Annotated in this window: 12 protein-coding genes and 4 pseudogenes; 14 read left to right on the forward strand and 2 right to left on the reverse strand. The window is 40.7% G+C overall.

Features of this window, described 5'->3' with window-relative positions; all coding sequences use genetic code 11:
- Nucleotides 1-5: 5 nt before the first annotated feature.
- On the forward strand, nt 6-692 hold the full coding sequence (locus MHH23_RS11935) for a Crp/Fnr family transcriptional regulator (RefSeq protein WP_268431977.1): 687 nt from the start codon (nt 6-8) through the stop codon (nt 690-692).
- A 21-nt stretch (nt 693-713) separates the two neighbouring features.
- Complete coding sequence (locus tag MHH23_RS11940; RefSeq protein WP_268431978.1) at nt 714-1,199, forward strand: DMT family transporter; 486 nt, start codon at nt 714-716, stop codon at nt 1,197-1,199.
- Between the two features lie 12 nt (nt 1,200-1,211).
- On the opposite strand, the gene MHH23_RS11945 is transcribed toward MHH23_RS11940, so the two are convergent.
- Nucleotides 1,212-2,618 (reverse strand): phospholipase D-like domain-containing protein, encoded by a 1,407-nt coding sequence (locus MHH23_RS11945; RefSeq protein WP_024718279.1) that lies wholly within the window; start codon nt 2,616-2,618, stop codon nt 1,212-1,214.
- A 161-nt stretch (nt 2,619-2,779) separates the two neighbouring features.
- Here MHH23_RS11945 and MHH23_RS11950 point away from each other — a divergent pair, with 161 nt between their 5' ends.
- The 5 genes from MHH23_RS11950 (at nt 2,780) to MHH23_RS11970 (ending at nt 7,375) form a co-directional block, all read left to right on the forward strand.
- A complete protein-coding gene (locus tag MHH23_RS11950; protein ID WP_007499235.1) occupies nt 2,780-3,556 on the forward strand; it encodes a MurR/RpiR family transcriptional regulator in 777 nt (258 codons plus the stop codon).
- 130 nt (nt 3,557-3,686) lie between these two features.
- A complete protein-coding gene (gene pfkB / locus MHH23_RS11955) occupies nt 3,687-4,601 on the forward strand; it encodes a 1-phosphofructokinase (protein WP_047947356.1) in 915 nt (304 codons plus the stop codon).
- 12 nt (nt 4,602-4,613) lie between these two features.
- Complete coding sequence (locus tag MHH23_RS11960; RefSeq protein ID WP_340959552.1) at nt 4,614-6,029, forward strand: PTS fructose transporter subunit IIC; 1,416 nt, start codon at nt 4,614-4,616, stop codon at nt 6,027-6,029.
- A 15-nt stretch (nt 6,030-6,044) separates the two neighbouring features.
- Entirely contained in the window at nt 6,045-6,503 is a 459-nt protein-coding gene (locus MHH23_RS11965; RefSeq protein WP_268431980.1) for a PTS sugar transporter subunit IIA, read from the forward strand.
- 2 nt (nt 6,504-6,505) lie between these two features.
- The gene (locus tag MHH23_RS11970; protein WP_268431981.1) at nt 6,506-7,375 is read left to right on the forward strand and encodes a class II fructose-bisphosphate aldolase; all 870 of its coding nucleotides are present in this window, start codon (nt 6,506-6,508) and stop codon (nt 7,373-7,375) included.
- Nucleotides 7,376-7,418: 43 nt separating this feature from the next.
- Here MHH23_RS11970 and MHH23_RS11975 read toward each other — a convergent pair.
- Nucleotides 7,419-8,940: pseudogene (locus MHH23_RS11975) on the reverse strand (MDR family MFS transporter); the annotation flags it as partial.
- 119 nt (nt 8,941-9,059) lie between these two features.
- Here MHH23_RS11975 and MHH23_RS11980 point away from each other — a divergent pair.
- The 7 genes and pseudogenes from MHH23_RS11980 to MHH23_RS12010 all read left to right on the forward strand — a co-directional run.
- Complete coding sequence (locus MHH23_RS11980) at nt 9,060-9,530, forward strand: MarR family winged helix-turn-helix transcriptional regulator (protein ID WP_217967098.1); 471 nt, start codon at nt 9,060-9,062, stop codon at nt 9,528-9,530.
- A gap of 207 nt (nt 9,531-9,737) precedes the next feature.
- Nucleotides 9,738-11,384, forward strand: a complete 1,647-nt coding sequence (locus tag MHH23_RS11985; RefSeq protein WP_445285658.1) for a T7SS effector LXG polymorphic toxin — start codon at nt 9,738-9,740, stop codon at nt 11,382-11,384.
- Nucleotides 11,385-11,404: 20 nt separating this feature from the next.
- Nucleotides 11,405-11,824 (forward strand): hypothetical protein, encoded by a 420-nt coding sequence (locus MHH23_RS11990; protein WP_017367369.1) that lies wholly within the window; start codon nt 11,405-11,407, stop codon nt 11,822-11,824.
- 83 nt (nt 11,825-11,907) lie between these two features.
- Nucleotides 11,908-12,753, forward strand: a pseudogene (locus MHH23_RS11995) (phage portal protein); the annotation flags it as partial.
- Nucleotides 12,750-13,672: pseudogene (locus MHH23_RS12000) on the forward strand (phage minor head protein). The pseudogenes MHH23_RS11995 and MHH23_RS12000, both read left to right, overlap by 4 nt.
- 42 nt (nt 13,673-13,714) lie before the next feature.
- Nucleotides 13,715-14,608, forward strand: a complete 894-nt coding sequence (locus MHH23_RS12005; protein WP_340959555.1) for a hypothetical protein — start codon at nt 13,715-13,717, stop codon at nt 14,606-14,608.
- Nucleotides 14,609-14,623: 15 nt separating this feature from the next.
- Nucleotides 14,624-15,159, forward strand: a pseudogene (locus MHH23_RS12010) (XkdF-like putative serine protease domain-containing protein); the annotation flags it as partial.
- Nucleotides 15,160-15,550: the final 391 nt, after the last annotated feature.

A 15,550-nucleotide genomic window follows, 5' to 3' on the forward strand; every position in this document is an offset into this window, starting at 1 on the left:
ATCAGATGGAGGAGCTGCATGATGAATCTCTTTTTTCCTCTTATATGAAGACGCATCAGTTACAGAATGTCTTTCATCAAAAACTCATCTCACATGTGAGCTTGTGGCGCTATCAGCAAGGTGAGCTGATTTGTTCAAAAGGGGATAAAAGGGAGTATATGTACTTGCTGGTGAAAGGAAAATTAAAGATTTTCACCACCACAAAGGAAGGAAAAACATTTATTCTTTGCTTTAAAAACCCTCTTGAAGCGATTGGAGATATTGAATACGTTCAGCAGACAGATATGGTCAATACAGTTGAAGCCGTTACAGAAGTACATATGCTCAGGATTTCTCATCAAGCCCTTATGCGGCATGCAAAGGACGATCCACAAGTTTTAACCTTTTTGCTCAAGGGCATCACAAACAAATTTTATACAAAATCAAATGATTTAAGCTTCCACCTTTTATACCCTGTAGAGGTTAGGCTTGCAAGCTATTTATTGTCTGTTTTAACAGGTGATGATGACGCACGCGCACGCACGCTTCGCCTCACGGATGCAGCGAGCTTAATTGGAACAAGCTACCGCCATATTAATCGGGTCATTCAGCAGTTCCAAGAAAAAGGGCTGATTGAAAGGCGAAGAGGAAAGATTACGATTTGTGATCAAAAAGGACTTTTAGAAATAGCAGAACACAACATTTATGAATAGAAGAAACGAAGGGACTTATATATGATCATAGGAATAATATTAGCTGTCACTGCTGGGGCACTTGTCAGCTTACAAACCATTTTTAATAGTAAAGTCAATGAGCATACAGGCTCTTGGTCAACAACGACGCTAGTTCTAGGAATGGGCTTTATCGCTTCACTTTTGATGGGTCTTTTGTTAGAAGGAACCGGCATGTTTCAATTAAGGCATATGAAAGCCTGGTACTGGATAAGCGGAGCCATCGGAGTAGGCGTTGTCATCTGTCTTGTTCAAAGCATCAAACGTCTCGGTCCCACTTATGGAATCTCGATTGTTCTCACCTCCCAGCTAGGTTGTGCGCTTCTATTTGATTCGCTTGGCTGGCTTGGGTTAGAAAAAGTAACATTTTCTTTTACAAAATTATTAGGTGTACTTGTCATTGTGGTAGGAATCCTCGTATTTAAGTTAACGAAGCTTGAACCAGTAGAAGAGGAGCAGTCAAGAGAAAAAGGGCTGCCACAAAAGTAGCTGCCCTTTTATTTAAATCAACCGCCGCCATAAAACCGTTATGGTAGATAAACCAGTTAAAAGGAGCCTTTTCATGAAAGGCTTTTTTTTCTGTCCATAGTCGCTTGCTTTATATTCTGTTCGATCTTTCGCTACGAGAACACTATAAGCGATTTTTCGTTCGATTGCTTCCGTAAGAGATAACGCAAATGGTGCACTATCAATCACCAAAATCGATTCAGTATTTAAAAAGCTGGATCTTGCATCTAGATTATATGTTCCAATAATACTTAAGTTATCATCAATGACCATTGATTTGGCGTGAATTGAATACGGACCTTGATATTCATACAAATGAACACCTGTTTTCATGAGTTCCTTTTTCGTGCTTAAATATCCTGCAAATGCTAAAGGGTTTGGTGTCGCTGTAAGAGAATTCGTCACGATCGTCGTTTGAATATCACTTGGTAATGGCGTGAGTCCGTCTTTCATTGGCCGTGTCGGTATGACATAAGGCGTCTGGATAAGAACCGAACGCTTTGACCGCTGTGCGAGATCGTTTAACTTTTTCAAGACGAGCGGACGTTTATTTAAGCGTTCCACTGGATTTGTGAAAAATGCAATCTGCTTTGCACGAATGGCGTCTTTTGCCCAATCATATGTGGACGTGACAAAGGGTTCTTTTGTACGAATGGCTTCCTGATAAGATCGAAGCAGCTGTTTTCTTAACTTTTTTCCTTTTTTCGCTTTTGCCTTGGAAAATACATCTTTTGTTCTTTTCGTAAAATCATGATTCCACAAATAAACGAAATACTGCTCCATTTCATCTAATACTTTTCCTTTTTTGGCGTTGTACAGCAGCACATCTCGGTCATACGCAAAGTCTTTCGGCGGCTGATCTGCAAAGTATTTATCACCAATATTTCTGCCGCCCATGACAGCGACCCTGCCATCCGCCAAAAGAAGCTTATCGTGAAGGCGGTTATGCCACGTCCATGGCTTGAACAAACGAAAAGGCTCATAAAAACGAATGGCCATATTCGGATGATTCGCCACAGCATAACGCAAATGCTTCAGCGGTCCACGCAGGCTATGGCAAATGCCATCTAACAACAGCTGAACTTTTACTCCTCGATCAGCCGCTTCAATTAAAGCACCAAGCACCCATTCGGCGGTTTTTCCTTTTTGAATGGAATAATAACTCAAACGAATGTTCTTTTTAGCCTCTCGAATCATTTGAACTCTCACTTGACCTGATTCAAATCCGTCATCAAGCAGCATGACTTGATTTATGCCTTGGTCGTCTCCTGAGATAGAAGAGGCTTTATAGATGCAATGTTCTTTACATGTTTTTTGAAACGGTAAATAAAACAAGACAAATGCGGTCAAAAATACATACACCACATATAAAAGGATCAGAAAAAACAAGAATTGAAGCACAGTGATCAACTCCTTTCACACAAACCGTTCTTTTTCTTAGTTTATGTTAAAAACAAAATTTCACTCATCCAGCTTTCCCAATGAAAAATACAGGATAAAAGAATCACCTTGTTTTCATAGGGCATTTAATTATAGTATGAAATGAGTAAGGGGGAATCGCATTGAATGAACCATTATTTAATATACCAAGTGATGTGTATCAAACGTTAAGTGAAACAGAACGTTATTTACTGCATTATATTCACCAGCATTTAGAGGATATCTCCACCTTATCCATCGTCACATTAAGTGAAAGAGCCAACGTGTCGACAGCGACCATTGTCAGACTGATGAAGAAAATCGGATACAACGGCTATACATCCTTTAAATATCGATTGAAACAAGAAAAGAAAATGACAGATGATAGTGATCAACTAAAAAATATTGACGAAGACATCAAACTAGCCATTCGAAAAAATGAAGAAGAGGTCTTAAAGACGATTCAACTGCAAAGTATTGGGCAAATTGAGGATGCGGTTCAAAAGATCCATGATGCAGACAAAATTTATATTTTTGGCAGAGGCTTTTCAGAGATGATCGCCAAAGAGATGACCATCAAATTGCAGCTCATCGGAAAAACATGTGAAGTTCATGACGACCCGAATATCATTCGGCTCAAATCGCGTGACATTGATAAAAACGAGCTTGCCATCTTTGTTTCATTAAATGGAGAAACGTCGGAACTAGTGGAAGCCTGCCAAAACCTCAGTATGAAGCAGGTCACGACCATTACGGTCACAACTAGAATTGATTCTACATTAAGTAAAATATCAGATATGACACTCGTCGGATATAAAGGGGAACAATCATTCTTCCCAGATTATGAAGTCAGGTCCCGCCTGTCGCTTCATGTCATTGCCCGCATTTTACTAGACGCCTATGTGATTCGGATGAAATAAACACTCAAAAAGCCTTCCACACTTTATGATGGGAGGCTTTTTACCGTGAAAACCTTTACACAATCTGAAAACATTTTCACTGAATCGTATGAGATACTTTCTTTAGAGAAAAGAAAGAAGGTGAAACCAATTGATTTATACCTGCACCTTAAATCCTGCTATTGACCTATATATTGCATTAAAAGAAATGCGGGCAGATACAGTCAACCGCACGGAAGATGAGGATTATCAGCCGAATGGAAAAGGTGTTAATGTGTCCATTATGCTAAAGAAATATGGCTTCACCAGCACTGCATTAGGATTTATTGCTGGGTTTTCAGGTTCATATATTGAACAATCGTTAAAAGATCTCTCCATTCAAACTGATTTTATCCCAGTGGATGGGATTACACGCATTAATGTATTTATTAACACAACGGAAGAATACAAGCTTGTGAATCAAGGACCTGCTATTGAGGCAAAAGCGCTTGATGCCTTTCGCGAAAAAATCTCGACCATTCCAAAAGGCAGCATCTTCATTATGTCAGGGAGTCTGCCTAAAGGCGTTCCTGCTAGCATTTTCTCAGAGATAGCCGCTATTTGTCATCAAAACAACGTGAAATTTATTTTAGACACAAGCTCTAAAGCGGTTTTAGAAACACTTCAATACAAACCATATTTACTAAAACCAAATGAAGAAGAGATAGCCGCATTTTTTGGAAAAACCCACCGTTTATCAGAAACAGAACTCGTTGAATCAGGACGAAAGCTGATCGAGATGGGTGCAGAGCAAGTACTCATTTCCCGAGGAGGAGAAGGTGCACTATTCCTTACAAACGAAGCCGTATTAAAAGGAAATGCACCAATAGGAACGGTCGTAAACACGGCTTGTTCTGGTGATGCCATGCTCGCTGCATTCCTAAGTAAACAGCTGGAAGGACAACCTCATGAAGAATGCTTACGCTACGGCATTGCAACAGGGGCATCTACCGCCTTTTCAAAAGGGTTAAGTGATTTACATGACATTGATTCATTAATTGAGCAAATACACATTCAGAGCATATAAGGGGGAGTTCACATGAGCCGCAAGAAAATTGTCGCTGCCACTGGCTGTCCAACAGGCATTGCGCACACATTTATGGCAGCTGAGGCATTAAAAATCGCAGCTGAGCAATTAGGGGTCGACATCAAAGTTGAAACGCATGGTCAAGTAGGAATTGAAAACGCTTTAACGGATCAAGACATTTTGGAGGCCGATGGGGTCATTGTCGCTGCTGACAAAGATGTGAATACAGATCGCTTTCACGGCAAACCACTCATTGAAGTGCCTGTAGCAAAGGGGATTCGCACACCAAACGAACTGATTCAAGGCATTATCAATGGAGAAGCCCCCGTTCATCAAGTGAAAGGAAGAGCTTCTGGAACAGAAAAATCATCTGCGCCTTCATCAGCTCAACAAAAGTCAGCGAATAAGTGGATACACACCATCTACAAACATTTAATGAACGGTGTATCACACATGCTTCCATTTGTTGTTGGAGGCGGGGTCTTAATTGCTTTATCTTTTCTATTCGGTATTTACTCAGCTGATCCACAGCATGAAACGTATCATCCGTTTGCTGCCTACTTGAAAAACATTGGCGGACTCGGCTTTAGCTTAATGGTACCTATTTTAGCAGCATTTATCGCTGATTCAATCGCCAAGCGCGCAGGGATGGTTGTCGGATTTATCGGTGGCTTGCTTGCAAACGATGGAGGCGCTGGATTCTTAGGTGGTATTATCGCAGGTTTTGCAGCAGGGTATATCATCGTACTTCTTCAATTCCTGCTTCAAAAATTACCAGCATCACTTGACGGATTAAAATCAATTTTCATCTATCCTGTCATTGGTATTTTCTTAATTGGGGCTGTCATGACCCCGCTATTAGTTCCAATTACAGGGCTAAATAATTCATTAATGGATTTTCTCTCCTCAGTTCAATCCACAAATCCATTGCTTTTAGGTTTAATTGTTGGAGCCATGTGTGGATTTGATATGGGAGGACCTTTTAACAAAGCAGCCTATGTCACAGGAACGGCTTTACTCGCAGAAGGTAACCTTTACTTCATGGCAGGGGTGTCAGCAGCATGTATCACACCGCCGCTTATCATTGCGATTGCCACAACGATTTTCCGAAAACATTTTACACCACAAGAACGAAATGCTGGGATGATCAACTATATTCTCGGAGCGACTCATATTACCGAAGGAGCCATTCCATTTGCAGCAAAAAACCCAGTCGTTGTCCTGCCAATTATCATGTTTGGTTCCGCCATCTCTGCTATATTGACGTATCTCTTTGGCGTACAGGTTCCAGCTCCGCATGGCGGATTCCTTGTCCTTCCAGTCGTCACAGGCGCATTCCAGTGGGTACTATCCATACTCATCGGATCACTTGTAGGTGCGATTCTATACGGACTTTACCGCAAGAAAATAGACAAACCCGCAGTTTAATAGGGAGGAAGAGAAATGATGGAACATATTTATATGAATCTACATGAAACAGCTTCTTCACAGGCTGGCGTTTTCGCAGCCATAGCTGACATTGCCTCTAAAGCAGGGATTTGTACATCTCCTGAGGCTGTCAAAAAAGGACTAGCTGAAAGAGAAGCTCTGAGTACAACCGGCTTTCAAGATGGATTTGCCATTCCGCATACACAGTCAGACGCCATTCAAGTACCGGCACTCGTCATCGTCCGTACAGAAACCGGAATCGAATGGGACGCTTTTGATGGAAAGCCTTGCTTTTTCTTCTTATCCTTACTCATTCCAAAAAGTGAAGCAGGAACCACTCACTTACAAGCACTTTCTGCTCTTTCACGCGGATTAATGGATGAAACGAGACGACAAAAACTGCTAGAAACAAGAACAAATGAAGAAATGCTCGCTGTATTAAAAACAGATATTTTGACGAGAGAGGATGTTTGACCATGCCTTTACTTTCCACAACACCTATGCTTGAAGCAGCAAAAAAAGAAAAATACGGAATTGTCGCATTCAATGTACATTCCTTTGATAGTATTTACTGGGTACTCGAAACGGCAGCTGAATTAAAATCACCTGTCATTTTGCAAACAACGGTTGGCACGGTCCAATCGCTTGGCGCAAAAGCCATTGCAGATACAGTAAAGGCGGCAGCTGATCAATACCAAATACCAATCGGCCTTCATCTCGATCATTGCACTGATTTTGATGTGATTCTTACTTGTATACGAGCAGGATATACATCCGTGATGATCGATGCTTCCATGCATTCATATGAAGAAAATGTACGCCGCACAAAAGAAGTGGTTGACCTTGCCTTAAAAGTAGGTGTGAATGTAGAAGCTGAGTTAGGCAAGGTAGGCGGGATAGAAGATGATATTGTCGTGGATGAAAAGGATGCTCAAAAAGCCATTCCATCAGAATGCCGTCAATTTGTAGAAGAAACTGGTGTACCTACTTTAGCACCTGCGATCGGCACGGCCCACGGCATTTATAAAGGGGTGCCGGATATCGACTTTGACCGCATTGAACAAATTGCAGCGCTTGTCGATGTGCCGCTTGTCCTTCATGGTGGTTCAGCTGTACCAGATGAGGATGTCAAAAGATGTGTCGCACTCGGTATGGCAAAGGTCAATGTGTCCACTGAATTGAAAAATGCATACTCTGAAGCGATTCGTGATCATTTCTCAAACGAACCTGAAAGCTTAGATCCGCGTATGTATTTACAAAAAGCAAAACAAGCAGCCAAAGACATGGTCACATCTAAAATAAAGATCGTTGGCAGTGAAGGAAAAGCCCAACTTTTATATCAATAAGATGAAAAAAAGCAGAGCCACATCGCTCTGCTTTTTTCACATTATTCGCTTTCTTTCATTTCATTTGATGTACGTACTCGTGCATTCCCCATAAATACGACCGTAATCGCCGCAAGTGCAATCGGAAATAAAGCAATCATAAATACATACGTAATACTTTGTGACATCGCATCAATCACTTTATTTAAAATATCAGGCGGAATTTGTGAGCGTGCCCCCTCTTGAAAAATGGCTTGTGGATCACCCACTTGAGAGGGAGCTCCTTTCATTCCGCTAAAAGCATCTGCTAAACGATTTGTCAGGACATTGGTTTGAATCGTTCCAAAAATCGTCACGCCTAAAGTCATCCCAAGTGATCTCATGAATGAATTGGTAGAATTAGCACTGCCGCGGTAGCGCGGAGAGAGATCATTCATTGAAGCAGATGGCAGAAGGGAGAAGCTAAATCCAACGCCAAAACCTGAAATCATCATAAAGAGCGTAAGCCACAATCTTGCTGTATCAGGCGACATATTGGCAAGCAGCAGCATCCCAGCAAAAAATGAAATCACAGAGATGGTCATTAATCGTCTAAAAGGTACTTTCGTCTGCATCGTTCCGCCAATCATACTGCCAATCACGGAACCAATCATCATCGGTGTTAAAATGAACCCGGCACTTGTTGCAGATTCACCGTACACCGCCTGGACGAAGATAGGAATAAAGACAGCTAGAATAATAAACGTCCCGCCATATAAAAACGCCAAAATTTGAGATGTCGCAAACAAACGATTTTTAAACATCCAAAATGAAATAATCGGTTCTTCTGCCTTCCGTTCAACAATGAAGAAGATGGTGCCAAAGACAACAAACACAGCAAATAGTGTCAAGATTTGAACAGAATCCCACGCATACGATTTTCCGCCAAGCTCAAGGGCGAACATTAAACTGACAACCGCAACGACAAGTGTAATGGCACCTGACCAGTCAATTTTCTGCTTACGATGCTCGAGCGATTCTTGATAAAATTTGGCGATCAAGAACACACTGACAATACCAATTGGTACGTTAATATAAAACACCCAATGCCAGCCGATCGAATCTGTGATAATAGCACCTAAGAGTGGTCCTAATACACTCGATAAACCAAACACTGCACCAAACATACCGGACATTTTCCCGCGCTTTTCTGGCGGGAAGATATCAAAGATAATCGTGAAAGCGATCGGAAGAAGAGCACCGCCTCCAAGTCCTTGAATCGCACGGTAAATAATGAGCTGATCCATTGTTTGTGCGATGCCGCACAGCGCAGATCCAATTAAAAAGAAAATAAGTCCAAACAGAAAAAAACGCTTTCGACCATACATATCTGAAAGCTTTCCATAAATCGGCATACCGGCCATCACTGCCACCATATAAGAAGCAGTCACCCAAGCAAATTTATCAAAACTGCCCAAATCGGCGACGATGCTTCCCATTGCTGTTGCGACAATGGTGTTGTCCATCGCTGCCATAAAAATCCCTAACAGCAAACCGATGACAACAAAGCGAGTGGATGCCTTGCCTTTATGATCCACGTTATTCATTTCATTTACCTCCTGCTTACGTTCTCTTCACTTTTTTGCTATGATCAAGTTAATGATAAAGTAAGAGAACATTTATCTTGATGATCAAGATAAATTGATTTTAAAGGGAGGAGAACAAGTTGTCAACAAAGAACGAGGCAGAAGATCGAGCGGACCAGATCATTCATACGATGAGACGCCTTGCTACACGAACAGTCCTATTTCACCAAGCAGCCGCTCAATCGCTCGGCCTTTTCCCAACAGATCTCAAATCAGCAGATTTGTTAAACGAACTTGGACCACTCACAGCAGGTGAATTAAGTGAAAAAACCGGTCTTAGCTCAGGTGCGGTCACCGCTCTCATTGACCGGTTAGAAAAAGCAGGCTACGTCAAAAGGGAGAAGGACCCAAAAGACAAGCGAAGAGTCATCATTGTTCCATTAACGGCTGGGAAATCACAAGTGAAGGAACTCTTTCTATCCTTATCAGCATCCACTAAACAGCTCACAAATGAATACAAACGAGAAGATTTAGATTTGATCATTCAATTTATTAACGAAGCAGCAGATATTATGGACCAAGAGCTACAATTGCTTAAGTCTAAGTCTTAAGAGAGCACAATGTTAAGGGGGTGCTTTTCTTTGAAAAATAAAATAGCGAGGATATGCTTCTGATCATTTACATATTAAGTACTGTTTTTGTATCTATATTCCTATTTAATGACAAACTTCGTATTGGTAAAATTGACCTCGTCAATGAATAGGAAGGAGTGAATTCTTCTGGGCAAGATACTTGATGCAAAAGCACTAACCAGTGCCATGGATACAAGGGCAAAACACTACCAGGAACTACGAGAACAAATGGTCGATTTAAAAAAGGCACTTCAAGGTGTTGCCAATCTCGGTGACGACTTCACTGGAAAAGGTGCCGATAACATTAAAAGCTTCTACAAAGAACTTGCAGGAAATGTGGACATGTTTATTAGCTTCATTGATAAACAAAAAGCCTTTCATGAAGGTGTTTCTGGGACACTTGATGATACAAATTTTGGCGGCGACACCTTTGTAGAAGAACACTTTTTAGACAACGCTGTACATATGGGAATCAAGAATGCCAAAAGCATCGTGAAGGATCAAAAAAAGGCACTCAAAACGATTTTTCAAGATATTGACGACCTCATTTCTCTGGAGGTATTTGATAGTAAAACCTTTGACGAAAAGATTGCAGATGCGGAAGATGAACGGAAGAAAACGGTTAAAGATTTAATAGAACTTGATCAAAATCTAAAAGATGAATATGCTTTGTCAGAGACTGAGGAAAAGGCTACAATGGCATTGTACGCAGAAATGATGAATGCGACAAATGACGGAAAATCCATTTCGCCTATGAATTTTGACAAGAAAGCGTATCAAAATAGCGAAATCTACAAGGCAAAAAGCGATATTGAGAAGCAAACTTCTGAATATCTAAAAATCAAAAAAGATCAAGAAGAAGCCCGCAAGATCGCAAAGGAACAAGAAGCGCTAGCCAACCGTCCGTGGTATGAAAAAGCTCTTGATTACGGAGGAAATATCGTCAATGAACTGACAGGCGTGAACGATGCAAAACGTGCCGCAACAGGTGTCGATCCGATCACAGGTGAAGAACTCACCGCAGGACAGCGAGTCGCCGCAGGCGGCATGGCAGCAGCAGGCTACATCCCGATTGTCGGCTGGGCAGGACGTATTTTCAAAGGCGGAAAGGCCGTCTATAAAACAACTCAAGCCACGTCAGCCGCAGTCAGGGCAGTGGACATTTACAAGACGTCACAAAAATCCTTTGACGCCCTGAAAACATCTCAAAAAGGTTTATATGGCCTCACCGCCACAAACGGCTTCAGCGAAGCAATTACAGGTCGAGACATGTTTGGAAACAAAGTCTCGAAAGAACAGCAGGAAGCGAGTATGAATGCGGCTCTGGGGATGCTTTTACCGTTTGGGGCAAAAGGGTTTCATGGAAAGGTGGGAATTCAGGGTGCAGGTGGAGATTCTGCTAGAAGAACTGTAATTAGTCCAGAAATTGAAGCTAAGATTCTAGAAGGACAACGGAAGGTCCCCAAAAATCAGTTAATAGGTGGACATTCGCCTAGAATTAATAATGATAATGAAAAATTTGCAGTTGAAGTATTATCAACAAATGCGGATGGTACAAAAAATGTTGTATTTACAAAACAGTTTTCTGATGGAAATATCTCTAAGATTAAAAAAAGCACGCTCTTTCCTGATTCTTGGAAGGATGAGAAAATTCTCAAAAGTATTACCAACGTTGGAGATACAGCAGCTATTTCATCAAGATTAAGAGATAGAGCAACTTGGCATAGAGCACGTATTGATGGTGTAGAAATTGATGTGATTAAAGTGGGGAAAGATGTAACTAGCGGGTATCCGACAGGTACAGAAAATGCTTTACGCCCATCAGGATTTTAATTTAAATGGAGGTATTAAATGTGTTTAAGGAATTAGATAATCTTTTATCTGCTGATACAACGGTAGATTCGTGGTATGACGACGGGTGTTTGATTGCTAGTGAGATTCTCTCGGATTTTAGCCTGAACGATTGGGAAGAATTATCAAATCAGGTGCGCAATAAGCCAATAGAGTGGCAGCGGAAAATTGCGTATTGTCTGGATAATGAGTGCAATGAATATGAGTTGAAAATTTTAATGGATTTGTTGAATACTAATGATAAAGAACTATTTGAGATCTGTATTGATACATTGAGAAGTTTTCCAATTGAGGAAGGCAAAAAATTGATATTGGAGCATCCTCAAATTTTAGAACGTGTAAATAATGTGTTGGCTACTACTGCGAATTCACCAGTAAAATTAGTTCTTCAAGATTTCCTTTCAAAAATGAATTCAAATTAGTTCATTTTTAATGAGATTAAAAAAAACCTTGAATGGCTTAATACCTTTCAAGGTTTTTGGTGTTATTGGACTTCAAGCAGAGCGGCAGCGGTACATATGGTGTTCCTCGTTGGATTGGTAACATCGTCAATATGTATGGAGCCCGTAAAGCTGAAGAGCTGAACTATTTGTACTTTAAACAAGGGCGGCATGTGCCGGCTGCAATTACTGTAGAGAATGGAATGCTTTCTGAATCTTCATATGAGCAGCTTCAGGAATACATGAACGGCATAGAGGGTTCAGATAATGCACATAAATTCCTTTTGCTTGAAGTCGAAGGTATTCCTAAAAAGAAAAAAGACGAAGTAAGCAATGACGAAGATCCAGCACCTGTTAAAGTTGAAATAAAGTCATTGGCGGAGATTCTTCAGGAGGATGCCCTGTTCCTCGAATACGACGAGAAGACGAGAAACAAGATACGTTCTTCTTTCCGTCTGCCGCCGATCTACACAGGCGAATCACAGGATTATAACAAGGCGACAGCTGATACCGCTCGTAAGACAACGGAAGAGCAGGTATTTCAGCCTGAAAGAATGATCATCACTGGCAAGTTCAACACACTCTTTCTTCCTGATCTCGATCTCTGGCATGTACGACTCATATTAAATGGTCCTGACTTTCGTGATCCGCTCGAAATTGCTAAGGTTCTTACACCGTTTATTCAAGCAGGAGCGGTTTCACCGAATGACCTTCGTGATCTGGCTGGCCGTATTCTAGGAAAAACTTTAGAAGAATGGCCAGAGGAAGAATATCACCGACCAATTGAGGCGAAGCCAAAGGCATCAACTAGCTTACTTGATACGGTGTTTCAGAAGTCAGCAGGTTCTCAGAATGAATTGGTATCGATCCTTAAAGACCTTAGGGATGAACTAGAGGAGATCCGCAAATGAGCAAGATTGATAAGCTGATAAAAAACATCAATACCTTTGTGCAAAAAGCGGAGGAAGATGAGGTCAAGGAACTTGAAGCAGCTGTAGCAGATTCCCCTGAACTAAAAGACATTCCTTCTTTGATAGAAGAATACGAGAAAACCACCGCTAAATTGTTCAGATTGCAACGCAGGACGTTTTTAAATGCTCTGAATGGTTTTGTTTTATATCCAAGGACGATTCAGAGACGTTAGAATCAATTCTAGCGTTCTTCCAAAATGACTTGTTTGCAGCTGATGAATTTGCGGAGCTGTTTGGAAAAGAAACTGATGTCTTTCTGACTCTTACCGTCACGCAGTTAGCCGAGAAGATCATGCATTCCATCGATGCAGATATTCCTTTTAAGGTGCTTTCTTAGAAAACTGAACAGTGGATTGAATCATGGTCGCAGGAGTTGGCGCAACTGATGAAGCTAAATACTCATACAGCCATTGAGGAAACGCTGAAAGAGGGTATAAAAGAAGGCCGCTCTATCCAGAAGATTGAATTGGAGCTGAAAGACCTTCCCGAATTCAGCCGCAAGCGCGCACGTGTGACAGCTGTAACTGAAGTGTTGACTGCCTCATCCGTCGCTCAACACGAATCATATGTACAATCTCCAGCTGTAACGGGGAAGAAGTGGAAACACAGCGGAGGGAAAAAGAACCATTCGAGAGAAAGCCATGTGCAGCTGGATGGAACAATCATCCCTCTCGATGAAGAATTTGAGATACCAGGCAGCGGAGAGCGGTGCATGTTTCCGAGAGATACACAGCTCACGCCAAAGGAACGAGTAAATTGTCATTGTGCGGTTGGTCCTGTGGTTGATCCTGTTATTCTTGGTTTGTCAGCTGAGGAAAAAGAAGAGATTAGAAGAAGAGTCTTACAAAACATGGAATGAAATAGTATAATAACCTCATTATTCAAAGAATGGGGTTATTTGATGAATTCAGAATTGTGGGAGTTAGTTAAAGAAAATATAGCAGTAGTAGCAGCTGGATTATCTTTAATTACTGCTGTTTTATCAGCTACTATTGCTTATTTTTACAATGTTAAACACAAAGATTTAGACAGGTTTTATAAAAATGCTCAGGAAAATATGGAAACATTAATTGAGCCTATTTACTTTAAGCTAAAAGATATTGAAGCAATTGTAGATAAGAAACGTAAAATTGAACTTCTTAAAGAATTTTTTAATTCTTTTAATTCCAATAAAATCAATATTTCTAGGCTAGGAAATCGAAAGCTTATTGATAACTTTTTGAAAACTGAATTTGCCTTTAAAAAGATTCTTATAGACGATAATGAAGCATTGTATCAAGAAGTTATAGTGAATACTAAGCTGTTGAAACTTATTGTAGAGGAGGATTATTGGAAATTATTTGAGGTGATTTATAAAGATTACAATTGGTATAAAAAAACGGTGGATATGAATTATATACTCAGGTTTTTATTGAAATTATCATTTTTTATTGAGAGAACAATTTATGGAGTTGTATGCCTATCTTGGTTTGCTGTAATGGTTTTTGCAATCTTAGGTATTACCACCTTTGGTAAGTTACATGAATTTCTTATCTCACTGGGCATATGTATTTCGGCGATTTTATTATATTTTACCTTTAGTACATATAACACTGCTTTTGTTGATACGAAGCAGAAAAAAACTAATATGGACTTTTTTAGAGAAAATATTGTATCCCTAATTGTTTTTATATTTACATTCTTAAAGTATCCTGCTGAATTAATTTTGGGAAGTTTAAAATTCATCGGTAAAAAACTCAAGAAAAATATAGTGTCTATTGCTTCCGTATTTAGCAACGATCAGAGAGATTCTTGAAAGGAGGTGAATGAATTGCCACGCGAATCGATAAATGCAAAAATCACACACGTATCATATGTAGACAAGGCTGCAAATCAAAAGCAGTTTTTTTATGAAGTCGGAAAAGCAGCCAGACTTTCAAAAAGAGATCAAGGTCATTGCAAAGTCTGATGATTCGCAGCGTCTTGTGTATGGAATTGTATACGAACCAAACGTAGCTGAAGCACATGGGGATTACATGACACCAGAAGAAATCGAGAAAGCCGCTCATGGGTTCCTGAAAGATGCACGTGAGATCGACAAGCAGCATGATTTTCAAGGCGGTGTCGGGGAAGTCGTTGAATCGTACATTGCTCCGTCTGACTTTGAAATGGGTGATGAAGTTATCAAGAAAGGATCGTGGGTCCTTGTGACAAAAGCATCTGATGAAATCTGGGAACAGATTCAAAAGGGCGAGATCACTGGATACTCAATGGCCGGAACAGCAGACATAGGAAAACAAGAACGTGAGCCAGCTTCTGATGAGAAGGGGCTTTTTTCTTTGCTTAAAAACTTCTTTTCTAAAGGAGAGGTAAAGAACAAATACGACAAAGGCCACATGCGTCGTGAGTTTTGGGCGGCACAAGATGCGCTGAATTCCGTTTTGTTTAAATGGGATTCGTACACCGATGAAGACTTGGAGAATGATCCTGACAAGGTGAGGTCAGCACTGCAAGATTTTGTGGAAATTACACAGGAGATTTTGCTTACTGATGACTTAGCGGTGATCCAAACTGATCCACCTGAAGAAGTCGCAAAAGCAGGTAGAAAGTTTTCAGCTGCTAACTGAAAAATGCCAGAGAGCCGCTATCGACAATCTGTTGAGTCAAGAGGCGGTTGAAATTGCTCAATGGGGCATTCGGAAGCTGATCACATAGCAAGGCAATTAAAAGCAGAAAAAGGGTTCTTTTTATACAAATC

The organism is Bacillus sp. FSL K6-3458 (assembly GCF_038005045.1).
In the GTDB taxonomy this organism is placed as follows: domain Bacteria; phylum Bacillota; class Bacilli; order Bacillales; family Bacillaceae; genus Bacillus; species Bacillus altitudinis.